Below are 24,551 nucleotides of genomic sequence, written 5' to 3' on the forward strand. Positions count from 1 at the left end.
TTTAAACAATCCCTACTGCGCAGAGCGTAAGCTAAAGTCAGCACCGTGACACCGGATAATTTCTGCGGTTAAATTGTGATCGCGATCTCAATTGTTCGCTGAACCGATAGTTCGACTGCGTAACTGATGTCATAATAATAAATATTAAATCAATAGTGAATATATATTCAAGCCAGTAAAGCAAAAACCTGCGAACTGCAGTTAATACGGTTTCAAGACTGAACGACCGCTCACGACGGTCTTTATTTTTACCCCGCATGAATATTTATTCATGCATGAATTAGTATTCAGGAGTAGCAGATGAATCCCTTCAGATATGATGTACCGGAACTGCAGAAGAAGGCTCGCGCCGTCCGTCGCCGTATCATTGAACTGAACGCCAACAGCCCGGCGGGTGGGCACACCGGTGCGGACCTGTCGCAGGTTGAAATCCTGACGGCGCTCTATTTCCGCGTGCTGAACTGCGCCCCGGACCGCACGGACTCAGAGGATCGGGATATCTATATCCAGTCCAAAGGGCATGCGGTAGGCGGCTATTATTGTGTGCTCGCCGAGGCGGGTTACTTCCCGACCGAGTGGCTGCCAACCTATCAGCACGCGGACTCGCGCCTGCCGGGCCATCCGGTACGGCAAAAAACCCCGGGGATCGAGCTGAACACCGGCGCGCTCGGCCACGGCCTGCCGGTTGCGGTTGGTCTGGCGCTGGCAGCGAAAAAGAGCAATCACGCGCGCCGCATCTTTGTGGTCACCGGGGACGGCGAACTGGCCGAAGGCAGTAACTGGGAAGCCGCGCTGGTTGCCGCCCATTACGGGCTGGATAACCTGATTATTATTAACGACAAAAATAAATTGCAGCTGGCCGGTGCCACACGCGACATCCTGAATACCGACCCGCTGGCGGAAAAATGGCGTGCCTTTGGACTGGATGTTACCGAGTGCCGGGGCAACGATATGCAGGACGTTGTGGATACGCTGGAAGGCTTAAAGCCCGCCGGAAAACCACAGGTTATTATCGCCAATACGGAAAAAGGCTTCGGGATCTCGTTTATCCAGGGGCAGCCGGAATGGCATCACCGCGTGCCAAAAGGCGAAGAGATCGCGCTGGCGCTGGAGGAACTGAACGATGAGTAATGCAGAACACCTGGCTAGCGTGATGGTTGACGCCTTTATCGACGCCGTGAATGAGGGAATCGATCTGGTTCCGGTGGTGGCCGATTCCACCTCTACGGCAAAAATTAGCCCGTTTGTTAAAGCGTTCCCCGGCAGGCTGGTTAACGTCGGTATCGCCGAACAGACCCTGGTCGGCACCGCCGCGGGCCTGGCGCTGGGCGGTAAAGTCGCCGTGACCTGTAACGCCGCGCCCTTCCTGATTTCCCGCGCCAACGAGCAGGTTAAGGTCGATGTCTGCTATAACAATACCAACGTCAAGCTGTTCGGGCTGAATGCCGGTGCCAGCTACGGCCCGCTGGCCAGCACCCATCACAGTACCGACGATATCGCCATCATGCGCGGCTTTGGCAACATTGAAATCTACGCGCCGTCCTGCCCGGTGGAATGCCGTAAAATCATCGATTATGCCCTACGCCACACCGGGCCGGTTTACATCCGTCTGGATGGCAAAGCGCTGCCGGTGCTGCACGACGACGATTACGCCTTTGTACCGGGTAAAATCGATACCCTTCGCGAGGGGTCGGACGTGGCGCTGGTGGCGCTGGGATCAACGGTACATGAGGCGGTTAGCGCGGCTGAGATCCTTAACGAGCAGGGTATTTCTGCCAAAGTGATTTCCGTGTCTTCGGTACGTCCGTGCGATACTCAGGCGCTGTTTGAACAGCTGAAAGACGTGTCGTATGTAGTATCAGCAGAAGAACATAACGTTAACGGCGGCGTCGGCAGCCTTGTGGCGGAAGTGCTGGCGGAACACGGTCTGGGCATCCGCCTGAAACGGCTGGGTCTGGCGGACGGGCAGTACGCGATCGCCGGCGACCGCGCCGCAACGCGTGACCGGCTGGGTATTGATGCGCAGGGCATCGCCCGCACGGCACAGCATCTTATTCGCGGAGAAAATGTATGACCTCACCGGTGATACTGGCGATTGATGAAGGCACGACGAACGCCAAAGTCCTGGCGGTCAACGGTGAAGGCGAGGTGGTGGCACGCAGCAGCCGCCCTCTTTCGCTGTCTCACCCGCAGCCGGGCTGGTCCGAGCAGGACCCCTGGCAGATATGGCGGGCGGTGAAGGATGCCATCGAAGAGTGTATCCGCCTGAGCGGTGCACCGGTGGCGGGCATTGCCATCAGCAATCAGCGTGAGTCGGTGCTGATCTGGGATCGGAAAACCGGCGAACCCGTTACGCCACTGATCAGCTGGCAGGATCGTCGTTCTGAAGCTTTTTGTCAGCAGCTACAGGAAAGCGGCCAGAACGCCAGAATTACCGCCCTCACCGGACTGGCGGTTGACCCGATGTTCCCCGCTGCCAAGCTGACCGGCATGCTGCAATCCATCGCGGACGGCTATCGCCGCGCGCAGAACGGTGAACTGTGCATCGGCACCGTCGACAGCTGGCTGAGCTGGCGGCTGAGCGGCGGCGCGGTGTTCGTCACCGACCATGCTAACGCGGCCCGCACTCAGCTCTACAGCCTGGAGAAAAAAGACTGGGACGACGAGCTGCTGGAACTGTTCCATATCCCACGCGCCGCCCTGCCCGAAACCGTCGCGTCGGCGCAATCCTGCGGTGAAACCGTCGCCGATGCCGCTGCGGGGGTGCCTGCGGGCGTGCCGTTGCTGTCCCGCGTTGGTGACTCTCACGCCGCGCTGTATGCGCGCGCCAGGCCGGGTGCGGATACCATCAAAGCCACCTACGGCACCGGATCGTCGCTGATGATGTCCACCGAACGCCCGGTACAGAATGAGTTCGGGTTAAGCACTACGGTGGCCTGGCACGACGGTACACTGCGCTATGCGCTGGAAGGCAACATCACCCATACGGGATCGGGGGCGGCCTGGGTTTCAAAAATGCTGGGCATCGACAGCCCAACCCGCCTGACCGAGATGGCGAAAACGGCCGGATCGAACCAGGGGATTTACTTTGTGCCCGCGCTGTCCGGCCTGGGTGCACCCTGGTGGGATCTGAAGGCTCGCGGACTGATCTGCGGCCTGACCGATGCGGCCACGCCGGAAACGCTGGCGCGGGTCGCGCTGGAATCGATTGTGTTCCAGATAGCGGATGTGTTCTTCGCCATGGAGCAGGCCTGCGGTCATACCCTGCCTGAGCTTTACGTTGACGGCAGTGCCACCGCCAATCGCTGGCTGATGCAGCTACAGGCAGATGTGCTGCAACGCCCGCTGCGCTGCGCACCGACGCCTGAAGTTTCTGCATTAGGGGCGGCAGTAATGGCGGGGAAAGTACTGGGCTGGTGGCAGCATGGCCGTGACCTGGCCGCGCTACAGGGCGGTGCGGTGATCGTGCCGAGGCCGGAACAGGCTGAAGCGATGGTGCAGAGTTACGCAGGCTGGCGGGATGCTATCGCCCGCTGCCGATTCCAGCCGGGCTGAAGCTGACGAACCCAATCCGCGTTAACGCCGAAACGTCAGGCCGCCATAGATAAAGCGGCCTCTTTCCTCACTGATTTGTTGCAGCGCTTTCGCATCAGTGGCAATCAGCATGGTTTGCAGCAGCACACCGAGATAGCAGTCCGCCATAATCTCCACCGGAATATCCGGGCTGAAAAAACCCCGCTGCTGTTCAATCTGCATATTGCGCGCGATCCAGCGCTTCAGCTTATCGCGCGTTTCCCGATCCTGCGGCTGCTGGAAAAGGCTGATCATCGTCAGCTCGCGGTTACGGTGGAAAAATTCAAGATAGCGGAGGAAGCTGGCGGACACGTTTTCCAGCACGTTTTCCTTCGGCAGCGAGGCATCGATCAGCATCGAAGCCACCAGCTCTTCCAGCTCGCGATCGAACTTATCGATCAGCAGACTGTAGATTTCTTCTTTGCTCTGGAAATAGCTGTAAAAACTGGGCTGCGTGACGCCAGCGGCTTTGACGATGTCGCTGATACGGGTGCCGTGAAACTGTTTTTCTGCAAACAGCGTTGCGGAAACCGCCAGCAATCGTTCCCGGGTCTTTTCACCTTTTCGCATGGGCGGGGTCGCGTTTTTCATGGAGGCTCCGTGGCAAAAATCATGCAATACAGTAACATAATTATGTTTCCCTGCCTAAAAGATGTCATACGGAAAAACCCGGCCTGGGCCAGGTTTATTGGCGTACATTGTGGGAGATTCGTCTACTCCCTGAACCTCTTCTCAATCTCTTCCAGAGACAGGCCGCGCGTTTCCGGCAGGTATTTAAACAGCAGCACCAGCATCACCACATTACACAGGGCAAACACGCCGAAGGTCGAGCCACCGCCCCATGCGTTAAGCATAATCGGGAACAGCGACTGGATAATAAAATCGAAGCCGAACAGGCCAAACACCGCAATACCCATCCCCAGCCCGCGAATGCGCAGCGGATAGATTTCAGACAGCATCAGCCAGAATACCGGGGCAATCCAGCCCTGCATAAACACCAGGAACAGCGACATCAGTGCCAGAATGATATAGCTCGCCCCGGCAAAGTTACCCTGCAGAACGCTCACGCCATTATGATCTTCGTAGTGGAAGCACAGCTTGAAGGCCAGGCCAATCATCACCAGCACCAGGGTCACGGCGATCTGGCCGCTGAGGAACATTTTACGCCGGGGTATTTTGCCGATAATCGCCATGCCGAGCACGGTGGCGATGATCGAGATTAGTCCATTGGCGACAGCAGCGGTAACGGCGGCGGCATCGCCTAAGCCGGTAGATTTCAGCACGCTCGGCGCATAGTACATGATGGTATTCACCCCGGTAACGCGGGTTGCCAGTACAATCATCAGGCCAATCAGGATCAGCTTAATCACCCATTTCTTGCTCAGCTCCTCCCGAATGCTCGGACCGCTGGCATCCAGCGCGATAATCTGACGAATATCGGCAATCTCTTTCTCCACCTCTTCCGGCTGGCGCACCATCGACAGTACCCTGCGCGCCTCTTTCTCTTTGCCGCGCTGAAGGAAGAATCGCGGCGACTCCGGCATCATCATCATGCCGAACCACAGCAGCACGCCGGGGATCGCCGGGATAGCCAGCATAATGCGCCAGTTGTGGCTCAGTTCCGGATACGCGTTGACGATCCCGGCGTTAACCGAGTAGGCCAGAAACTGGCCGGTGACGATCATCAGCTCGTTCACCGTCACCAGCCGTTCTCGCTGGTTGGCCGGGGCCAGTTCAGCAATATAGACCGGCACGGTCACCGAGGCGCAGCCTACGGCCAGGCCGAGGATAAAGCGCGCCGCCAGCATGGAGGGAACGTCCCAGGCTACCGCCGTTGCCAGCGCGCCGAAGATAAAGATAATCGCCACCCACAGCAGATTTTTCCTGCGTCCCTGGCGGTCCGACAGCATACCGCCGAACAGCGAGCCAAACGCCGCACCGAACAGCAGCGAAGAAGTAATAAACCCTTCCGCTGCCGGGCTCAGCCCCAGATCGCGGTTCATAAACAGTAATGCGCCGGAGATCACTCCGGTATCGTAGCCAAAACACAAACCGCCGATCGTCGACACCAGCGTAATGCGTTTTATATTTTTCCCGGAGGATTGATCGTGCGTGGCTATATTCTGTCGAGCCAGTTTTTCTTCTATCGTGATTATCTCATCCTGGTAGTCAGATAATGTCAGGCAGCGTCTTGAGTTTATTAATGGCCGCCTGTTTTCAGGTACAAATACCAACGTTAATCAGTCATTTTTTAAACGACGCACACCCCACGCCGTTTGTTCTATTATTAATCACGAATGAAATTTATATTCCAATGATAGAAATTGCTCTGCGGCTGAAAGCAGTGAAGAGCTGTGAAGTCTTTCACAAAGATCGGCATTGCGCACAAAAAACCACCAAAATCATTAAAGACACAAGATGATGATTTTAATCCGGTTTATAGATAAACGCATTGATTTCAAGATCTAAAAATAAACATTTACCTCACAGTGACTGCCTCATTGAAACGCCAATTTAACACTAGTTTCGCCATGGATTTAGGGCAAATTTACGACGACAGGATAGTTTTATATATATTCTACAACAGGTTATCTCATAGCAATTTTTCGCACCCGACGAAAAATGTTACCGCCATAACAAAATAAAAATTCCACGATAAAATATATTGAAACGTAAAATCCGCAGATATATTCTTGGCCCTGCGCATGAGGGAAGAATAAATGCCATTGGCTGCCGTTCTTTCTCTCACTATTAAAAGTTGCTCTACGGGCAAACGTTTTTGCACTTAATTCCATTCTGTTGAGGTTTAACATGCTAAAAGTTGCTTTATTAGGTGCCGGGCGCATTGCTCAGGTTCACGCTCGCCATATTCATGACCATCCGGATACCACGCTTTATTCCGTATCGGATATTTACGCCGAGGCGGCGTCAACCCTCGCCGAAAAGTATGCCGCTCGCGTACTCTCAGCAGATGAAGCGATTGCCGACCCGCAGGTTGACGTGGTGCTGGTTGCCACCTCCACCGATACTCATGCCGGTTTTTCCCTGCAAGCCGCCCGCGCTGGCAAGGCGATCTTCTGCGAGAAGCCGATCGACCTGAATATTGAGCGCGTGAAGTCCTGCGTGGCTGAAATCAAAGCGCTCGGCGTGCCGTTTATGATTGGCTTTAACCGCCGCTTCGATCCAAACCACGCCCACCTTAACCGCGCTCTTCGCGGCGGCGAGATTGGTGAACTGGAACATCTGCAAATCTGCTCGCGCGATCCGTCGCCGCTGCCGGACGACTACCTGCTGGTTTCCGGCGGGATGTTCCGCGATATGACCATTCACGATTTCGATATGGCGCGCTTCCAGCTTGGCGAAGATCCGGTATCGGTATCGGCTATCGCCTCTACGCTGGTCAGCCCGACGGTCAAAGCGGCCGGGGATGTCGATACGGCGGTGATCACCCTGCAAACCGCCTCCGGCAAGATTGCGGTGATCAACAACAGCCGCCGTTCAGGCTATGGCTACGATCAGCGCATTGAGGCGCACGGCCAGAAAGGCTGCCTGTACGTTCACAACGTACCGACCACCACGCTGGTGAAGGTGACTGAAGAGTTCGGCGCACAGGCACAGAAGCCGCTGCACTTCTTCCTTGAGCGCTATCAGGAAGCGTTCAGCGAGCAGTGGAAAGCCTTCGTTGCCGCGCTGAAGGACAACCGCCCGGTACCCACCAACGCGGACGACGGACTGCGCGCGCTGCTGCTGGCCGAAGCGGCGATCGAATCGTTTAAAACGCAGAAAGTCGTTAGCGTTAACCTGGAGGGATAAAAGATGAAAATCGGATTAGTGTCTGACAGCCTCGCCCATCTCCCGGTGGATGAGGTGATCAAAACCGCGGCGGAGTTGAAGCTTGACTGCATCGAGTTCGCCACCGGCAACTGGTCAACGGCCCCGCACCTCAACCTGGAAAAACTGCTTTCCAGCACCTACGCCCGGGCGGAACTGAAGAGCAAGCTGGACGATAACGGGCTGACGCTCTCCGCGCTGAACGCTAACGGCAACCCGATGCATCCGGGTGAAACCGGCAAGATCCACTCCGACTGCCTGTATAAAACCCTGGAGCTGGCTAACCTGCTGGGCGTGGAAAACGTCATCACCATGTCCGGCCTGCCGGGCGCGCCGGGCGACAGCTATCCCAACTGGATTGTCACCTCGTGGCCACCGGAAACGCAGACCATCCTGAAACATCAGTGGGAAGTGGCCGAAGGCTACTGGCGCAAAACCGCCGAGGCGGCGCGCACCTACGGCGTGAAAATCTGCATTGAACTGCACGGACAGCAGCTGGCGTACAACCTGCCTACCTTCCTGCAGCTGCGCGAGATTACCGGGGACGTGGTGGGTCTGAACTTCGATCCGAGCCACATTATGTGGATGGGCGGCGATCCGCTGGCGTTTATTCGCCAGGCGGGCAGCATGATCTATCACGTTCACGCCAAGGATACCTTTATCGACACGGTTAACCGCGCCACCGCCACGGCGCTGGATAACCGCCCGATGACGCAGAGCCGCGAACGCAGCTGGTCCTACGTGACGCTGGGCTACGGCCAGACGGAACCGTGGTGGAATGCCTTCTGCTACCATCTGGCGCATTTTGCCAGCCCGGATCTGACCCTGAGCATCGAGCATGAAGATATGAATCTGTCGCGGATGGAAGGCGTGATCAAATCGGTGAATCTGCTGAAGCGCACGGCAACCATTGAGAAATCCGACTACGTGTTACCGGCTATCTGATCCACAGACAGCAACGAGATTCAAGCCCGCCGAACGGCGGGCTTTCTCGTTATCCCGCCTTTACCTGAATCCCCTCCATCCACAGCTTTTTGTACTGCGTTGGCGGAATGCCGACCACCATTTTAAATACCCGATGGAAATTGTTAACGCTCTCATAGCCGACCTCGCCAGCAATGGTGGTGACATCCATATCGGTATTCACCAGCAGCGACTGCGCTTCACCCACCCGACGCCGGATCAGGTACTGCTTGGGGGTGTAGCCAGAAAACTTCTTGAACAGGTGGATCAGATAGAAACGGGAGATCCCGGACGCCGCCATAATCGACTCCAGGTTAATCGGCTCTTTGTAGTGCTCATCGATAAACTGCTTGATCAAAAGCCCCTGTGAGGCGTCGGTTTTTTCCAGCTGTTCATGCCGCGCCAGGCAGATATTGCGACAGATCACCACAATCGCATTTAGCAGGTGATGCGTGACCACCCCGTGGTGGCGCTCATTATTAAATAATTGCGCACAGAGCGCATCAAACAGGCCGCACAGCGCCTGGCTTTGTTCCCCTGCGGCGATCGCCGCGCTTTTATCGCGGCCAATCAGATGATTTTCAGGCAGCCCGTCGATATGCAGCTGGCTGATGCCGCAGCTGTAAATCAGCGAATCCTCGCTGACGTGGGGACGTTCATCGTGAACCACGCCCTGGTTAAAAATCAGGATATCGCCCTGCTGCGCGAGGTACTGGCGGCCGCCGATCAGGTACTGGCCGCTGCCTCTGGCCACAAACATGATTTCAAGCCGGTCATCATGCTTATGCATAACGCGCGGGATGGCGGACTCTTCGCCCTGGGTTTTACAGACAAACAGCAGTTTAGGCGCGGTGTGCGCGGCGTAATCGGGATAGACGGTGACGTCATCCTGGCAGTGGGTCAGCATAACAGCCTCACATTATTATTTTCACAGCGGGTAACGCTGGCAGGGTCAGGTTATTCTCTCTGAATATGCAGAAGTTGCAAGGCGGGAAGTTGTGGCAACTATTACTCTAAGGCCATGAAATAAATGACTTAGATAATTATACTCATATCCATAATGGTTAAAAATTGCTTTTACGTGATAAGGGTCACACTCAGAACCGCACTGTTAAACGCAGTGCAGAGGGCTGAGATAATCCACGGTTGACGTACTCCCGACGCATTTCTATTATTGTGTTAATAATTCACACAGGGGGCATTATGGCCAGAACAACCAGCGTAACAATCGACGAACAGCTGGAATTATTTATCAACCGCCTGATTGAGAGTGGTCGATACGGTTCCACCAGTGAAGTGATGCGTTCAGCATTAAGGCTGCTTGAAAAACAAGAAGCGAGCGATGAACTGCTCCGCCAGGCCGTTGTTGCCGGGCTGGAAAGCGGCGAAAGCGAACTGACGCTCACGGAAATTGCAGCACAAAGGAAGTTAAAGCATCGTGTATAAACTCACCCAACGTGCGGCTGAAGATTTCACCGATATCTATGATTATACGTGGTTAAATTTCGGCGAGTCTCAGGCAGACTGCTACACCGAAACGCTGGAAGCATTCTTTCATACTCTGGCCAGCATGCCTGAAATGGGCCGTGATTACCCGGCGGTGCTGAACATCAAGCGCATTGAATTTCAGCAACACAGCATCTTTTATGCCATCCGGGATTCAGACATATTGATCGTACGCATCCTGCACCAGCAGATGAATCACATCAGCCATCTGTAATCCGGCAGGTAAGGCCGACCACAAACACGCTTTCTCCGCAGACCTGTTACAGCCCCTCGGTCAACGCCCCTTTATGCTCGTTCAATAGCCGCAGCATATCCCGCAAATATTCATCCTCGTTCCCCTTCTGCCACGTCACGCTGAGCGGCAGCCCCTTGCTCTGTTCGTCCAGAACCAGCGGAATATAGGCCACCTTGTCACCGTTCATATTGCTATAGGACGCCGGGACCACGGCCAGGCCCAGACCGGCAGCGACCAGGCTGAGAATGGTCTGCTTCTCTTCGGCATACTGCGCAATATGCGGCGTCAGACCGGCATGCTTAAACAGGCTCATGGTGAGATCGTGGCTGTGCGGGCGGGTCCGACGATCGGCGACGATCATCGCTGCCTCGCTGAAATCCGCTACCGAGACGCTGCTTTTTGCCGCCAGAGGGTGGCTGACCGGCACCGCCAGCACACAGTGCTCGCGGGTGATAAAGCGCACCGCCAAAGAGGCATCCAACGTCTGCGGCGCACGAATAAAGATCATATCCAGCCAGCCGGATTTTAATTTAGGCAGCAGGTTAATAGTTTTATCTTCAATAATATGAATATCGGTATCAGGATGCTGCGCCAGAAATAAGTTCAGCAGCGCCGGAACTAATCCCCGGGCGGCGGTATCCATTGCACCAATCCTTAACGTTCGGCGATCGTCTTTTATTCCAACTTTAAATCGCCTCGCCAGCGCATCAAACCGCTCAATAATATTATTCGCTTCGTCAAAGAATATCGCTCCCTCGGCGGTGAATGAAACATTGCGCGTTGAGCGATTCAGCAACCGAACCCCGAGGTCCTCTTCCAGCAGTTTGATAAAGCGAGAAAGTGACGCAGGCATCATTTCCATTCTTTGGGCCGCCCGGCCAAAGTGCAGTTCTTTGCCGACGGCAACAAAGCAACGCAGTTGATTTATATCCACTTTTACCTCGCCAAAAGATTATTCAAATACTTTATATAATCCGGCCCTGATGATCTGCCCGGGCAAATCAGCATACTGAACTTGATTACAAAATAATAACACCCCCTACACAATCCGGAGCACTTATCTATGAACACGTCCCTCGAAAAAAGGGTTATGCGTAAAGTGACGTTGCGCATTGTGCCCTTTATCATCCTGCTCTACTTCATCGCTTTTCTCGACCGGGTGAATATCGGTTTTGCCGCATTAACGATGAATCAGGACTTAGGTTTTTCGCCAACGGTATTTGGCCTTGGCGCCGGGATATTCTTTCTCGGTTATTTCCTTTTCGAAGTGCCGTCCAATTTGATCCTGCATAAAGTCGGTGCCCGTATCTGGATAGCCCGCGTGATGATCACCTGGGGGCTGGTATCGGGCTGCATGGCCTTCGTGCAGGGCACCACCAGCTTCTACACGCTGCGTTTCCTCCTTGGCGTCGCCGAAGCCGGATTCTTCCCCGGCATCATTCTCTATCTCAGCTACTGGTTCCCGGCGGCGAAACGCGCCCAGGTGACCGCCATTTTTATGGCCGCCGCGCCGCTCTCCACCGCGCTCGGCTCACCGATTTCCGCCGCACTGCTGGAGATGCACGGGCTGTTCGGCTACGCCGGGTGGCAGTGGATGTTTGTGCTGGAAGCGATTCCCGCCGTGGTGCTTGGCGTGGTGGTGCTGTTCTGGCTGACCGATCGCCCGGCGAAGGCGAAATGGCTGACCGATGAAGAACGCGAGTGGCTGCAAAACACCATGCAGCAGGAAGAGCAGGCGCGGGCGGCGAAACAGAGCCACAGCAGCGCCTGGCGTGGCCTGACCGATCGCCGCGTGCTGGCCCTGGCGCTGGTCTATTTCGGCACCTCGGCGGGGCTTTACACGCTGGGCATCTGGTCACCGCAGATTATTCACAGTTTTGGCGCGTCGTCGCTGGAGCTTGGCTTCCTCAACGCTATACCGGCGGTGGTCGGCGTTATCGGCATGATCCTCTGGGCTCGCCACTCCGACCGCACCAACGAACGCAGCTGGCACGTGATCGCCGCCTGTCTGCTGGCCGCCGCCGGATTGATTTATGCCGGTAACGTCAGCTCGCTGCTGGCGGTGATCCTCGCCCTGACGCTGGTCACCGTCGGCATCAGCGCGTCCAAACCGCCGCTGTGGAGCATGCCCACCCTGTTCCTCAGCGGACCGGCCGCAGCCGCAGGCATCGCCACCATCAACTCCATCGGTAATCTCGGCGGCTTCGTCGGCCCGATGATGATTGGCGTGATCCGCCAGCAGACCGGCAGCTACACCTGGGGACTCTATTTTGTCGCCGGACTGCTGGCTATCTCAGCCATCACCGTATTGATCCTGTCGGCAAAAAAACCGCAGGCGCAGGCAGCTGATGCCCCCCATCCCCGTACTCACTGATATCAAACTGGAGAAACAACATGCGTAACTACTCTATTGCCGCCATTCCCGCCGACGGTATCGGCCCTGAAGTGATTTCCGCCGGTGTTGAAGTGCTTCGCGCGCTGGAACAGCAAAACCCGCAGCTCAGGTTCGCTATTGAAACCTTCGACTGGGGTTCAGATTACTATAAAAAACACGGGGTGATGATGCCGGAGGACGGGCTGCAAACGCTGAAGAAATTCGACGCCATCTATTTTGGCGCGGTCGGCGCGCCGGATGTGCCGGACCATATCACCCTGTGGGGGCTGCGGCTGCCGATCTGCCAGGGCTTTGACCAGTACGCAAACGTCCGCCCGACCAAAATCCTGCCGGGTATTACGCCGCCGCTGCGCAACTGCGGACCGGGCGATCTGGACTGGGTGATCGTGCGTGAAAACTCCGAAGGGGAATACTCCGGCAACGGCGGCCGCGCGCACCGCGGCCTGCCGGAAGAAGTCGGCACCGAAGTGGCGATCTTCACCCGCGTCGGCGTAACCCGCATTATGCGCTACGCCTTTACCCTGGCGCAGTCCCGCCCGCGCAAGCTGCTGACGGTGGTGACCAAATCTAACGCCCAGCGGCACGGAATGGTGATGTGGGGCGAAATCGCCGCCGAAGTGGCGCAGGAATTCCCGGACGTCAGCTGGGACAAGATGCTGGTGGATGCCATGACCCACCGCATGACGCTGCACCCGCAGAGCCTGGATACCATCGTCGCCACCAACCTGCACGCCGATATTCTGTCCGATCTAGCCGGGGCGCTGGCGGGCAGTCTGGGCGTGGCACCTACTGCCAATATCGATCCGCAGCGCCGCTTCCCGTCGATGTTTGAACCGATTCACGGCTCGGCATTCGATATCACCGGCAAGGGCATCGCCAACCCGGTTGCCAGCTTCTGGACCGCCGTGCAGATGCTGGAACACCTGGGCGAACGTGAGGCCGCCGCGATGGTGATGGAGGGCATCGAATACGTCTGTTCCAAAGGCATTCTGACCCCGGACGTCGGCGGCAGCGCCACCACCGCCGATGTTACCCGGGCGCTGGTCGGCTTTATTACCGCCAAAGCGCCCATCGCCGAGAGCGCATAACGATGAATAACCCACAGGCCGCAGAGACGCTGCGGCAGATCTTTATGCGGGCCGTTGACAGCGCCCGCCCCGGACCGGTAATCCCGCCCGCACTGCCGGATAAGCCGCGCGGGCGCTGCGTGGTGATCGGTGCCGGTAAGGCATCGGCGGCCATGGCAGCGGCGGTCGATGCGGCCTGGCACGATGTCGACCTCAGCGGCGTAGTGGTCACCCGTTACGGCCACGCCGTTCCCGCAGGACGCATTCGCATCCTCGAAGCGGCGCATCCGGTGGCCGACGCGATGAGCGAAACAGCGGCGTTGCAGATCGTTGAATCCCTGCACGGGCTGACCTCCGACGACCTGGTGCTGGCGCTGATCTCCGGCGGCGGTTCCGCCTTAATGGCGCTACCGCTGCCGGGACTGACACTCGGCGATAAGCAGGCGATCGCCCGGGCACTGCTGCACAGCGGAGCAAGCATCAGTGAGATGAACCTGGTGCGTCGTCATCTCTCCGCCGTGAAGGGCGGCAGGCTGGCGGCGATGGCCCACCCCGCCCGGGTGGTGTCACTGATTATCAGCGACGTTCCCGGCGACAATCCGGCGGACGTCGCCTCGGGTCCGACGGTGGCCGACGGCAGCCAACCTGCGGATGCGCTCAGGGTACTTGAGCGCTACGGTATTACGGTGCCTGAGGCGGTGCGTCAGGTGCTGCAGGCCGGGGATCGGGCTGACAGCGAACGCCATAGCCTGCCTCTGTCGGAGGCCACTTTTCCCGGATCGCCAGAGAGCAGCAGCATTGAAGCCACTCGGAGCTATTCTCAGGTAGACGACAGGAGGGGTGAAGCAAGGCTGCGCGATAATTCGCCGACAATATGCGAGGTCAGGCTGGTTGCCACACCGGCCATGGCGCTCAACGCCGCCGCTGATGCCGCCCGGCAGCTGGGCTTAACCCCGCTGATCCTCGGTGACGCCATTGAAGGGGAAAGCCGCGAAGCCGCTATTGTGATGGCCGGGATCGCCAAATCGGTGAAGCAGTACGGGCAGCCGGTTTCCGGCCCGGCGGTACTGCTCTCCGGTGGCGAAACCACGGTGACGGTGACCAGTGGACGGGCAGGCAAAGGCGGGCGCAACACCGAGTTTCTGCTCAGCCTGGCCTGCGCGTTGAAGGGGGAAAGCGGCATCTGGGCCATCGCCGGGGACACCGACGGCATTGACGGCACCGAAGACGCCGCCGGGGCAATCATCAGCCCCGACACGCTGGCGCGGGGCCGGGCGTGCGGGCTGAATGCCGCTGACTATCTGGATGCCCACAACAGCTACAGCTACTTCCACGCCACCGGCGATCTGCTGATCACCGGCCCGACGCTGACCAACGTTAACGACATTCGCGTGATTCTGATTGCCTGAAAGTACGATCCCCTGGCTCAGGGGATCAACAGGATTTTCGCCGCCGAAACCCGCTGCGATTCCAGATCGTCAAACGCCTGCTGGCCCTCCGTCAGCGGGCGTGTTTCCACCCAGTCCAGCGGCCCGAGCGCCCCTTCACCCAGCATTTTCAGCGTGACGCAGAAATCATCCATCGTATAGGTGTAAGTGCCCAGCAGGGTGATTTCCGCCAGCGTCAGCTTGCGCATATCGATTTCGCTGGCCCACGCCTGGAGGCCAATATGCATCACCACCCCACCCGGTTTCACCGCCTGTAGCGCCATCTGCCGCGTTGGAGCCGCACCGACCGCATCGACCACCAGCTGCATCTGCGCTTCTTCAACCGGGGTTTCCAGCGGATTGATGCCCACGCAGCCGGTATGTCGCACCGCAGCCTCCCGCCGCAGGCCGTTGGTTTCGGCCAGGGTAATATCCCGGCAGCCCCAGGCGCGCAGCACCAGTACCGTCAGCAGGCCGATAGCCCCGCCGCCAATCACCAGCGCCCGCGTTTCCGCCAGCGGCAGGTGCAGCGCGCGCTGGGTCAGCTTCAGCGCGTGGACCACCGTGGCGGCGGGTTCAGTCAGCGCCGCGTGCTGCACTGACAGCCCATCGGGCAGTTTCACCACCGAACGGGCGGGGATCTTCATAAACTCGGCAAACGCCCCCGCCCAGTCCATGCCGACCATATGGCGGTCGCTGCACAGATTATCGCGCCCCTGGCGGCAGAATTCGCACTGTCCGCAGACGATCAGCGGATTAGCCGTGACCCGGTCACCAATGCGGAAACGTGGAGACTGACTTTCCACCACCTCGCCCGCCAGCTCGTGGCCGAGGACCAGCCCCGGCTGGCGGCGCGGATCGCTGCCGTGAAAGGCGTGCATATCCGAACCGCATATTCCGGCGGCCCCGATGCGGATCAGCACCAGCTCGCTGCCGTCCTCCAGCTGGGGATAAGGGCGTTCCTCAACGCTGACCCGGTAAGGCTGGGTATAAACTAATGCTTTCATCGTTCCTCACTTCATCGTTAAGGTCTGGCCCATCGCCAGACGACCGGCACCGTGGGTGCGACGCCATAAATAGAGCGCGCAGGCCGCGCTGATCAGGCCGATAATCAGCACATAGGCGCAGATCAGCCACGGTTTGCCGCCCAGCATCTCGGAGAAAATGGTCGCCAGCACCGGCGTCAGGCCACCGGCAAAGACGCCGGAAATCTGATAGGCAAACGAAATACCCGTATAGCGCACCGAGGCGTCGAAGCAGTCCGAGTACACCGAGGACAGCGTGCCGAAGACCGCCGCATGAAAAATGCCGAACGGGATAACAATCGATGCCCAGACGATCCAGATGTTATCCGCATGGTCGTGCATCAGCGCAAACGCCGGGAAGGCAGACAGCCCGGAGAGCGTGGCGCCCATGGCGAATATTCTGGCGCGGCCGTAGCGGTCGGCCATATAGCCCCAGAACGGAATAAAGAAGCTCATCACAAAGGCGCTGGCGAGGATCGCCACGATGGCCTGCCCACGGGGAATATCCAGCGTCTGGGTCAGCCACGTCAGCGAGAACACGCCGAAGATATTGAAGAACACGCCGTCGATCAGCCGCATTCCCATGCAGGTAAACACCAGTCCGGTATGCTTGCGGAACAGCTCCACCAGCGGAATGCGCTTCGGCTTATCCTTCTGCGCCTCTTTCGCCCTGAGGAAATCTTCCGTTTCCGCCACGTTATTGCGGATGTAGGTGCCGATAATCACAAACACGCCGCTGAGCAGAAACGGCACGCGCCAGCCCCAGGACATAAACGCCTCATCCGTCAGCAGGAACGACGCCAGACCGATCGCCCCCGAGGCCAGCAGCAGCCCGAGCGACATGCCGACCTGCGGGATACTGGCAAAGAAGGCCCGGTGTTTTTCCGGTGCGGATTCATAGGTCATCAGCACCGCGCCGCCCCACTCTCCGCCAAGGCCAATCCCCTGAATCAGGCGACACAGCACCAGCAGGCACGGTGCCCACAGCCCGATCTGATGATAGCTGGGTATCAGACCGATAAACACCGTCGCCCCGCCCATAATCACCAGCGTCAGGATCAGCATTTTTTTGCGGCCCAGCGTATCGCCGAAGTGACCAAAAACAATGGCCCCCAGCGGACGGGTTAAGAAACCGATGGCAAACACGCCGTAGGAAAGCAGCGTGGTGATAAAGGGATCGCCCTCCGGGAAATAGAGTTTGTTAAACACCATCCCGGCGACGGTGCCGTACAGGAAAAAGTCGTACCACTCGATCGTCGATCCGAACAGGCTCGACACCGTGACGCGCCGCAGGTTACCGCTGGCTGGCTGTTGCATAGTGTGTTCCTCTGCGCTGGTAAGTTAGTATCAGACGGCGCTGTAGCCGCCGTCGACCATCAGTGTTTGCCCGGTGATATAGGCGCTGGCCTGGCTGGCAAGAAACAGCGTGACGCCGTGCAGGTCGGCCATCTCGCCGTTTCGCCCCAGACAGGTATGGGCCGCATGGCGCTCGCGCAGTTCATCACTGGCAAACACCGGCCCGGTCAGCGCCGTGGGGAAAAAGCCGGGACCGATGGCGTTACAGGTCACGCCGTCACGCCCCCAGCGCTGGGCGATGGCTCGCGTCAGCTGCACAATGCCGCCTTTGCCCGCGCCGTAGGGTGCGCTGTTGTCAAAGGCGCGCAGGGATTGCAGCGAGGCGATATTGATAATCCGCCCCCAGCCGCGCTGCGCCATGCCCGGAGCCAGCGCCTGGGTCAGGAAAAACGGCGCTTTCAGATGCAGCGCCAGCTGCTGGTCCCAGGCGGCTTCGCTGACCTCTTCAAACGGCTGCCGCAGATTAATCCCTGCCGCATTGACCAGGATATCCACCGCGCCGCACTGCGCCGCCAGGGAATTGATTTCACTAACGCTGCTGACGTCGGCACAGTAGTAGCGCGCCGTTGGACCCAGCTGATTCAGCCGCTGCGCCGTTTCCGCCAGCTGCCCTTCGCGGCGGGCGGCGAGGATCACCGAGGCACCGGCCCGGGCTAACGCCTCCGCCATCGCCGCGCCGATGCCACTGCCGCCGCCGGTGACCAGTGCCGTTTTGCCCTGTAAATCAAATAAGGATGCAATATGCATGGGTTCTCCTTAGCGCGTCACCGGCGTACCGAGCTGGAAGGCGACGCCGGGAAAATATTTTTCCAGGCGAATTTCGGCGGTGCGGGCGTGGGCTTCCATCCCTTCCAGACGCGATATACGCGCGGTGGCCTCGCCGATTTGCGGGACGGCTTCACGCGGCATCCGCTGCCAGGTCAGCGTTTTGAGGAATTTATGCACCGACAGCCCGCCTGAGTAACGCGCAGCGCCTTTGGTCGGCAACACGTGGTTAGGCCCGCTGCACTTATCGCCGAAGGCGACGGTGGTTTCTTCCCCGAGGAACAGCGAGCCGTAACAGCTCAGCGATTCCAGCCACCAGTTCAGATCGCGGGTATGCACTTCCAGATGCTCGGAGGCATAGCGGTCAGAGATCGCCACCACCTCTTCACGGCTGTCGCAGAGGATCACTTCACCGTAGTCGCGCCACGCGCAGCTCGCCGCATCGCGCGCCACCGGCGGCAGCAGGTCAATCAGGCGGGGGACTTCCTGCATCACCGCCTCGGCCAGCGGGCGGGAGGTGGTGAACAGCCAGGCGGGCGATTCATGCCCGTGCTCCGCCTGGCCGACCAGATCGCAGGCCACCACACGGGGATCGGCGCTGTCGTCGGCAATCACCGCCACTTCCGACGGCCCGGCAAACACATCGATCCCCACCTGACCGAACAACGTGCGCTTGGCCTCGGCAACAAATTTATTGCCCGGCCCTACCACCACATCGGCAGGCGTACCGGTAAACAGCCCCCACGCCATGCTGGAAATCGCCTGCACGCCGCCAAGGGTCATAATGGTGCTGGCTCCCGCGCGGTGAAAGGCGTAAAGCACGCAGGGATGGATCGACTGGCCGAGATACGGCCCGGAGCAGGCGATAATATTTTTCACCCCCGCAGCTCTGGCCGTCGCCACACCCATATAGGCCGAGGCGATGTGGGCATAGCGGCCCGCCGGGGCGTAGCAGCCGACGGTATTCACCGGCAGCACCTTCTGCCCGGCGATCAGCCCGGAAGGCAGCGTCACTTCAATATCTTTCACCGACTCACGCTGCGCGCAGGCGAAGGTGTAAACCTGCTCGATGGCGTAGTCGATATCGCGCCGAACATCGGCGGGGACTTCGCGTATCTGCGCCGCAATCTGTTCCGGGGTCAGAACGATCTCACCGCTCCATTTATCCAGCGAGTGGGCATAGCGGCGCACCGCCTCTTCCCCTTCGGCCTTAATCTTCGTGAGCATCTCTTCAACCACCCGACGGGCTTCTGAAGTATTGGACTCCGGCGTCTTCGTTGCTTTTTTTAACCAGGTTACTGACATACGTATCTCCGAGGTTTAAGTGTGCCCGACGGCTGTTCATTGCGTCGATACTCCTGTGTCATATACATGACTTGGCTATATCTATAATGAGCATTTCCCCGAAGCGCAAAAAACAATCGAACAAAAAGTGATCGCGATCGGCTTCATGCTTCAGAAGTTTATGCGCGATCACATTTTAAGCCGATTTTGTTATCACCTAATTAATAAAGTGATATCAATCATCGATTTAATCGATTTACCTTTGTTAAGTCTTTGCCATCGCTTGTCCCTGCCCCAATCGGCCTTTATTCGTGAAGTCCCTCGCAAAAAATTAAGCCTGCGCGGAAAAAATTTTGCTTTAATCAAGTCATGTAATATATGTCATATACATGAGTTGCATTATTGTTCAAACAACGGAGGCGGTTATGAGTATCGATTTTGTCGTACACGATGATGGCGATTCTGTCGGGGTCGTAGTGGTGGAAGGCGTGGAAGCAGGCCAGAAGCTGACGGGCTGGATCATGGATCAAAACAAAACGATCGAATTTGCGGTGAAGGATGCCATTCCGATTGGCCATAAGTTAGCCATTCGCGATCTGGCCGTGGATGACACGGTGATCAAATACGGCGAAGACATTGGCCGCGTGGTGGCGGCTATTAAACAGGGCGAGCATCTTCACGTTCACAACGTTAAAACCAAAAGGTGGTAACTATGGAAATCCAGGGAAGCAAGTTTGCAGGCTATCGTCGCGAAAACGGCCGTGTGGGTATTCGCAACCATGTGATAGTGCTGCCAGTGGATGATATCTCTAACGCGGCGGCGGAGGCGGTGGCCAACAACATTAAAGGTACGATTGCGCTGCCGCATCCGTACGGCCGCCTGCAGTTTGGTGAAGATCTGGAACTGCACTTCCGTACGCTGATCGGCACCGGCTGCAACCCGAACGTGGCGGCGGTGATCGTCATCGGCATCGAGCCGGGCTGGACCCAGCGAGTGGTCGACGGCATTAAGGCCACGGGAAAACCGGTTGCGGGGTTCTGGATTGAGCAGAACGGCGATCACAACACCATCTGCGCCGCATCGCGTAAGGCGCGGGAATTCTCGCAGTACGCTTCAGAACTGCAGCGTGAAACCTGCGATATCAGCGAGCTGTGGGTATCGACCAAGTGCGGCGAGTCGGATACCACCTCCGGCTGCGGCGCGAACCCGTCGGTCGGTAACCTGTTCGATCGTCTGCACGCCAACGGCAATACGCTGCTGTTCGGGGAAACCTCCGAGCTGACCGGCGGTGAACATCTGGTGGCCGCGCGCTGCATCAACGACGACGTGCGGACGAAGTTCCAGTTTATGTTCGATCGCTACAGCGCAATGATTGACCGCTGGAAGACCAGCGATCTCTCCGAATCGCAGCCGACCAAGGGCAACATCGAAGGCGGGCTGACCACCATTGAAGAGAAAGCGCTGGGCAATATCCAGAAAATCGGCAAAAAATGCTCCGTGGACGGCGTGCTGGATAAGGCCGAAACGCCGACCGGGCCGGGGCTGTGGTTTATGGATTCCTCCTCAGCCGCCGCCGAAATGGTCACGCTCTGTGCCGCAGCGGGCTATGTGGCGCACTTCTTCCCCACCGGACAGGGGAACGTGATCGGCAACCCGATCCTGCCAGTGATTAAGATCTGCGCGAACCCGCGCACGGTGCGGACGATGTCGGAACATGTCGATGTTGACGTGTCCGCCCTGCTGCGCCGCGAAATGACCATGGACGGCGCGGGCGATGCGCTGCTGGAGTGCCTGATGCGCACCGCCAACGGCCGCCTGACCGCCGCCGAGGCGCTGGGCCACAGAGAGTTCGTTCTGACCCGTATCTTTGAAAGTGCGTAATCTCCCGCCCGCCGATCCCGGCGGGCTTTGCTTTCCCGATCGCCTGCGGCGCTGATCCTCACCGGTTCGCCGCCGTCAGGCACTGCGAGGACAACCGCATGCGATTTCTCAAGCACCTGTACGTCCAGGTTCTCATTGGCTTGGTCGCCGGAGTTGCTGTGGGGTACGCGTTTCCTGATTTAGCCGTTCAGATGAAACCCCTTGGCGACACCTTTATCCGTCTGATCAAGATGGTAGTCACCTTAGTGATTTTCTGTACCGTAGCCATTGGTATTGCCCGCATGGAGAGCCTGAAACAGGTCGGCAAAGTGGGTGGCAAAACCCTGCTCTACTTTGAGCTGATCACCACGCTGGCTCTGATTATCGGCATGGTGGTGGCCAACGTGATGCAGCCCGGCAAGGGAATGAACGTGGATGCCACGAAGCTGGACGACAGTGCGATGAGCCACTACGTTAACGTCAGCGAACACAGTAAAGGCTTCCTTGAGCAGATCATCCCCGATTCGGTAATCGGTGCCTTTGCGCAGGGTAATCTGCTACAGGTGCTGCTGTTTTCCGTACTGTTTGGCGTGGCGCTGTCGCTGGCCTCCAACCGCAGTGCCTTCCTGACCAAAACCATTGAACAGTGCGGCGAGGTGCTGATGCGCATCGTCGAACTGATTATGCGGCTGGCCCCGCTCGGCGCGTTTGGCGCAATTGCCTTTACCGTCGGTAAATACGGCCTGACCTCGCTACAGCATCTCGGCATGCTGATCGTCTGCCTGTATATCACCAGCTTCCTGTTTATCGGCGGCGTGCTGGGTCTGATCTGCAAGCTGGTCGGCGTCAGCATGTGGCGGCTGATTGTTTACTTCCGCGAGGAGCTGCTGATTGTGCTGGGCACCTCGACCACCGAATCGGTGTTGCCGCGCCTGATGGTGAAGATGGAAAAGCTGGGCTGCGACCGGGCCATCGTTGGCCTGGTGCTTCCCACCGGATATTCCTTTAATCTGGACGGCGCAGCGATCTATCTCACCATGACATCGCTGTTTATCGCCCAGGCCACCAATACGGACCTTACCCTGTGGCAGCAGATGGGCCTGCTGCTGATCCTGCTGCTGACGTCCAAAGGCGGGGCGGGCGTGGCCGGGGCGGCGCTGATTGCGCTGACCGCGACCCTGGCCACGCATAATATTATTCCCCTCGCCGGGATCACCCTGGTACTGGGCATTGACCGGATACTGAACGAAATGCGTGCGGTAACCAATATGATCGGCAACGTGGTGGCCACGCTGGTGATCGCCCGCTGGGAGAACAAGCTGGATCTGGCACAGGCGCAGGAACAGCTCAGGGCCGGTCCCGGTAAAATTGTCCTGCCGGATACGCCACTCCCCGATACCGAAGAAGAAGGAAGCACAACACGATGAGCCACGAAACAATCGCCCTGCACGACCTCGCCAGCCTGGGGCAACGCGCGCTGGTGAAGCTGGGGGTGGAGGTTCAGGCCGCCGCCGAAACCTGCGCGGCGCTGATGGCCGCCGAGCGGGCAGGCATTCCCTCCCACGGCTTTGCGCGGCTGCCCTACTACCTGGACCAGCTGGTTAGCGGCAAACTGAACGCCCACGCGAGGCCATCCGTCAGCCAGCGCGGTGCGGTGGTGAACGTCGATGCTGATTCCGGTCTGGCCTTCCCGGCCGTTCAGCGCGGCCTTGATCGCGGCATCGCACTGGCGCAGGAGTTCGGCATCGTCAGCGTGGCGGTCAGTCATTCGCATCACTTTGGCATGGCGGGCTACTACACCGAACAGGCCGCGCGGCAGGGATTACTTTGCCTGGCATTCAGCAACGGCCCGGCGGCGATGGCCCCGTGGGGCGGCAACGCGCCGCTGTACGGCACCAACCCGGTGGCGTTTGCCTCACCGCGCGAGCAGGGAGAACCGCTGGTGATCGACCTGTCATTGTCGGAAGTGGCGCGCGGCAAAATCATGCTGGCCAGCCAGAAAAAGGAAGCGATCCCGCTGGGCTGGGCTATCGATCGCCAGGGCAACCCGACTCAGGACGCGGACGCCGCGCTGGCGGGCAGCATGGCACCGGCCGGAGGGGCCAAGGGTGCCGCGCTGGCGCTGATGGTGGAGCTGCTGACGGCGGGGCTGACCGGTAGCCACTTTGGCTTCCAGGCCAGCTCATTCTTCAGCGCCGAGGGTGAACCACCGCACATCGCGCAACTGCTGCTGCTGCTCAATCCGGCCTTCTTCTCAGCGGGTTATTTGCAGCACAGCGAGTTGCTGTTTCGCGCGATGCTGGAGCAGCCGGGCGTAAGGCTGCCCGGTGAACGACGCCAGGCTCTGGCCAGGCAGCACGGCGAGACGCTGGATCTGCCCGCCACGCTGCTGGAGCAGCTGCGCCTCAGAGCTGGTTGACGTAGGCGTGATGCCGGGTGAGTACGGTGGAAACGCGGTACTCAACCGGTTTATCCTGAAAATCCCTTGCCGTACGCCAGATGCGCAGCAGCGCTTCCCCTTCGGCGGCCTCCAGATGCAGCACCTCGTCCGGCCCGGCATTCACCGCTTTGATCTGTTCATGGGCGTTAGCCACCGTGCAGGCGTACTTTTGCTGATACAGCTGATAGAGCGTATTCGGCAGGATCTCCGGTTCACGGTCCATACCGGGGAAACGCGCCGCATCCACGTAGACGTGCTCCAGTATCGCCGGTGCCCCGTCGAGATCGCGTACCCGCCAGATATGAATCACCTTGCTGCCCGGTGCAATATCCAGCGCCGCCGCTTCTTCTGCAGAGGCGGAGCGTAGATGCCGTGCCAGCACCCGGGACAGCGGCAGCGAGCGCTCGCCGTTTTCACGCAGCACGTTAAAGAAGCGGAATAACGCGCTGTCCGAATCATGGGCGGCCACCACCGTACCTTTGCCCTGATAACGGATCACCACGTTATTACTCACCAGCTCGTTCAGCGCTTTGCGCAGCGTGCCGATACTGACGTTATAGGCGTCGGCCAGGCTGGCTTCACTGGGAATATAGGTGCCCGCAGGCCACTCGCCGGAGGCAATTCTTTCCAGCAGCAGCTGGCTGATTTGCAGGTAAAGCGGCTGGAAAATCGCCGATTTCACTTCAGCGGATGATGAAATATCCTGATTCATACTGTCTTCCTCCGACCTACAGGCGCTGAATAATATTGACAGTCATACTATGACATATACAGGAGTGGCAGGCATCTTTCCGCGTTCAAATATCGGGCAAAAACGAAGATT

General features: G+C 58.4%; 23 protein-coding genes. 14 read left to right on the forward strand and 9 right to left on the reverse strand.

The genetic code is table 11. The annotated features are described in order from the left end of the window. Positions 1–300: 300 nt before the first annotated feature. Genes OMR58_RS01370 through OMR58_RS01380 form a run of 3 tightly spaced genes read left to right on the forward strand, consistent with a single transcriptional unit; the run spans position 301 to position 3,555 of the window. A complete protein-coding gene (locus OMR58_RS01370) occupies positions 301–1,131 on the forward strand; it encodes a transketolase (protein WP_105591919.1) in 831 nt (276 codons plus the stop codon). Next, positions 1,124–2,074, forward strand: a complete 951-nt coding sequence (locus tag OMR58_RS01375; RefSeq protein WP_105591920.1) for a transketolase family protein — start codon at positions 1,124–1,126, stop codon at positions 2,072–2,074. Before OMR58_RS01370 ends, OMR58_RS01375 begins: the two co-directional genes overlap by 8 nt. Further along, complete coding sequence (locus OMR58_RS01380; protein ID WP_264544948.1) at positions 2,071–3,555, forward strand: FGGY family carbohydrate kinase; 1,485 nt, start codon at positions 2,071–2,073, stop codon at positions 3,553–3,555. Before OMR58_RS01375 ends, OMR58_RS01380 begins: the two co-directional genes overlap by 4 nt. A gap of 21 nt (positions 3,556–3,576) precedes the next feature. On the opposite strand, the gene OMR58_RS01385 is transcribed toward OMR58_RS01380, so the two are convergent. Together OMR58_RS01385 and OMR58_RS01390 are read right to left on the reverse strand one after the other, a co-directional pair. After that, the gene (locus OMR58_RS01385) at positions 3,577–4,164 is read right to left on the reverse strand and encodes a TetR/AcrR family transcriptional regulator (protein WP_105591922.1); all 588 of its coding nucleotides are present in this window, start codon (positions 4,162–4,164) and stop codon (positions 3,577–3,579) included. A gap of 122 nt (positions 4,165–4,286) precedes the next feature. Continuing rightward, entirely contained in the window at positions 4,287–5,693 is a 1,407-nt protein-coding gene (locus OMR58_RS01390; protein ID WP_444861291.1) for a sugar porter family MFS transporter, read from the reverse strand. A gap of 691 nt (positions 5,694–6,384) precedes the next feature. Here OMR58_RS01390 and iolG point away from each other — a divergent pair. After that, positions 6,385–7,386, forward strand: a complete 1,002-nt coding sequence (iolG, locus tag OMR58_RS01395; protein WP_264544950.1) for an inositol 2-dehydrogenase — start codon at positions 6,385–6,387, stop codon at positions 7,384–7,386. Between the two features lie 3 nt (positions 7,387–7,389). Continuing rightward, positions 7,390–8,349: a sugar phosphate isomerase/epimerase family protein gene (locus tag OMR58_RS01400; protein ID WP_200547288.1), complete on the forward strand. Its 960-nt coding sequence runs from the start codon at positions 7,390–7,392 to the stop codon at positions 8,347–8,349. A 49-nt stretch (positions 8,350–8,398) separates the two neighbouring features. On the opposite strand, the gene OMR58_RS01405 is transcribed toward OMR58_RS01400, so the two are convergent. After that, on the reverse strand, positions 8,399–9,274 hold the full coding sequence (locus tag OMR58_RS01405) for a helix-turn-helix domain-containing protein (protein ID WP_264544951.1): 876 nt from the start codon (positions 9,272–9,274) through the stop codon (positions 8,399–8,401). A gap of 296 nt (positions 9,275–9,570) precedes the next feature. Here OMR58_RS01405 and OMR58_RS01410 point away from each other — a divergent pair, with 296 nt between their 5' ends. Together OMR58_RS01410 and OMR58_RS01415 are read left to right on the forward strand one after the other, a co-directional pair. Continuing rightward, positions 9,571–9,813, forward strand: a complete 243-nt coding sequence (locus OMR58_RS01410) for a type II toxin-antitoxin system ParD family antitoxin (protein ID WP_264544952.1) — start codon at positions 9,571–9,573, stop codon at positions 9,811–9,813. After that, the gene (locus OMR58_RS01415; protein ID WP_200559175.1) at positions 9,806–10,087 is read left to right on the forward strand and encodes a type II toxin-antitoxin system RelE/ParE family toxin; all 282 of its coding nucleotides are present in this window, start codon (positions 9,806–9,808) and stop codon (positions 10,085–10,087) included. Before OMR58_RS01410 ends, OMR58_RS01415 begins: the two co-directional genes overlap by 8 nt. A 46-nt stretch (positions 10,088–10,133) precedes the next feature. Here the strand turns inward: OMR58_RS01415 and OMR58_RS01420 are convergent, their stop codons facing one another. Continuing rightward, positions 10,134–11,042, reverse strand: coding sequence for a LysR family transcriptional regulator (locus OMR58_RS01420; protein WP_264544953.1), 909 nt, complete (start codon positions 11,040–11,042; stop codon positions 10,134–10,136). A 129-nt stretch (positions 11,043–11,171) separates the two neighbouring features. On the opposite strand from OMR58_RS01420, the gene OMR58_RS01425 reads away from it, so the two are divergent. From OMR58_RS01425 to OMR58_RS01435, 3 genes are read left to right on the forward strand one after another with little or no spacing between them, the layout of a single operon-like run. Further along, the gene (locus OMR58_RS01425; protein WP_200559177.1) at positions 11,172–12,482 is read left to right on the forward strand and encodes an MFS transporter; all 1,311 of its coding nucleotides are present in this window, start codon (positions 11,172–11,174) and stop codon (positions 12,480–12,482) included. A 20-nt stretch (positions 12,483–12,502) separates the two neighbouring features. After that, a complete protein-coding gene (locus OMR58_RS01430; RefSeq protein WP_264544954.1) occupies positions 12,503–13,591 on the forward strand; it encodes a tartrate dehydrogenase in 1,089 nt (362 codons plus the stop codon). A 2-nt stretch (positions 13,592–13,593) separates the two neighbouring features. After that, on the forward strand, positions 13,594–14,979 hold the full coding sequence (locus OMR58_RS01435) for a glycerate kinase type-2 family protein (protein ID WP_264544955.1): 1,386 nt from the start codon (positions 13,594–13,596) through the stop codon (positions 14,977–14,979). Positions 14,980–14,996: 17 nt separating this feature from the next. Here the strand turns inward: OMR58_RS01435 and OMR58_RS01440 are convergent, their stop codons facing one another. Genes OMR58_RS01440 through hisD form a run of 4 tightly spaced genes read right to left on the reverse strand, consistent with a single transcriptional unit; the run spans position 14,997 to position 19,448 of the window. Further along, a complete protein-coding gene (locus OMR58_RS01440; protein WP_200559180.1) occupies positions 14,997–16,004 on the reverse strand; it encodes an alcohol dehydrogenase catalytic domain-containing protein in 1,008 nt (335 codons plus the stop codon). 6 nt (positions 16,005–16,010) lie between these two features. Beyond that, a complete protein-coding gene (locus tag OMR58_RS01445; protein ID WP_264544956.1) occupies positions 16,011–17,339 on the reverse strand; it encodes an MFS transporter in 1,329 nt (442 codons plus the stop codon). Between the two features lie 30 nt (positions 17,340–17,369). Continuing rightward, positions 17,370–18,125 carry an SDR family NAD(P)-dependent oxidoreductase gene (locus OMR58_RS01450; protein WP_264544957.1) on the reverse strand — a complete coding sequence of 252 codons (756 nt, stop codon included), beginning with the start codon at positions 18,123–18,125 and terminating at the stop codon, positions 17,370–17,372. 9 nt (positions 18,126–18,134) lie between these two features. Then, complete coding sequence (gene hisD, locus OMR58_RS01455) at positions 18,135–19,448, reverse strand: histidinol dehydrogenase (RefSeq protein WP_264544958.1); 1,314 nt, start codon at positions 19,446–19,448, stop codon at positions 18,135–18,137. 404 nt (positions 19,449–19,852) lie between these two features. On the opposite strand from hisD, the gene OMR58_RS01460 reads away from it, so the two are divergent. From OMR58_RS01460 to OMR58_RS01475, 4 genes are all read left to right on the forward strand, one after another. Beyond that, positions 19,853–20,137: a UxaA family hydrolase gene (locus OMR58_RS01460; protein WP_105591934.1), complete on the forward strand. Its 285-nt coding sequence runs from the start codon at positions 19,853–19,855 to the stop codon at positions 20,135–20,137. Positions 20,138–20,139: 2 nt separating this feature from the next. Then, on the forward strand, positions 20,140–21,309 hold the full coding sequence (locus OMR58_RS01465; RefSeq protein WP_264544959.1) for a UxaA family hydrolase: 1,170 nt from the start codon (positions 20,140–20,142) through the stop codon (positions 21,307–21,309). A gap of 98 nt (positions 21,310–21,407) precedes the next feature. Beyond that, complete coding sequence (gene dctA / locus OMR58_RS01470; protein WP_200559183.1) at positions 21,408–22,715, forward strand: C4-dicarboxylate transporter DctA; 1,308 nt, start codon at positions 21,408–21,410, stop codon at positions 22,713–22,715. Further along, positions 22,712–23,707, forward strand: a complete 996-nt coding sequence (locus OMR58_RS01475) for an Ldh family oxidoreductase (protein WP_264544960.1) — start codon at positions 22,712–22,714, stop codon at positions 23,705–23,707. Before dctA ends, OMR58_RS01475 begins: the two co-directional genes overlap by 4 nt. Here the strand turns inward: OMR58_RS01475 and OMR58_RS01480 are convergent. Continuing rightward, positions 23,694–24,440 (reverse strand): GntR family transcriptional regulator, encoded by a 747-nt coding sequence (locus OMR58_RS01480; protein ID WP_200547267.1) that lies wholly within the window; start codon positions 24,438–24,440, stop codon positions 23,694–23,696. The genes OMR58_RS01475 and OMR58_RS01480 overlap by 14 nt on opposite strands. Between the last annotated feature and the right edge of the window lie 111 nt (positions 24,441–24,551).

Origin of the sequence: Erwinia sp. INIA01 (assembly GCF_025947915.1) — a bacterium.
GTDB classification, from domain to species: Bacteria; Pseudomonadota; Gammaproteobacteria; order Enterobacterales; family Enterobacteriaceae; genus Erwinia; species Erwinia coffeiphila.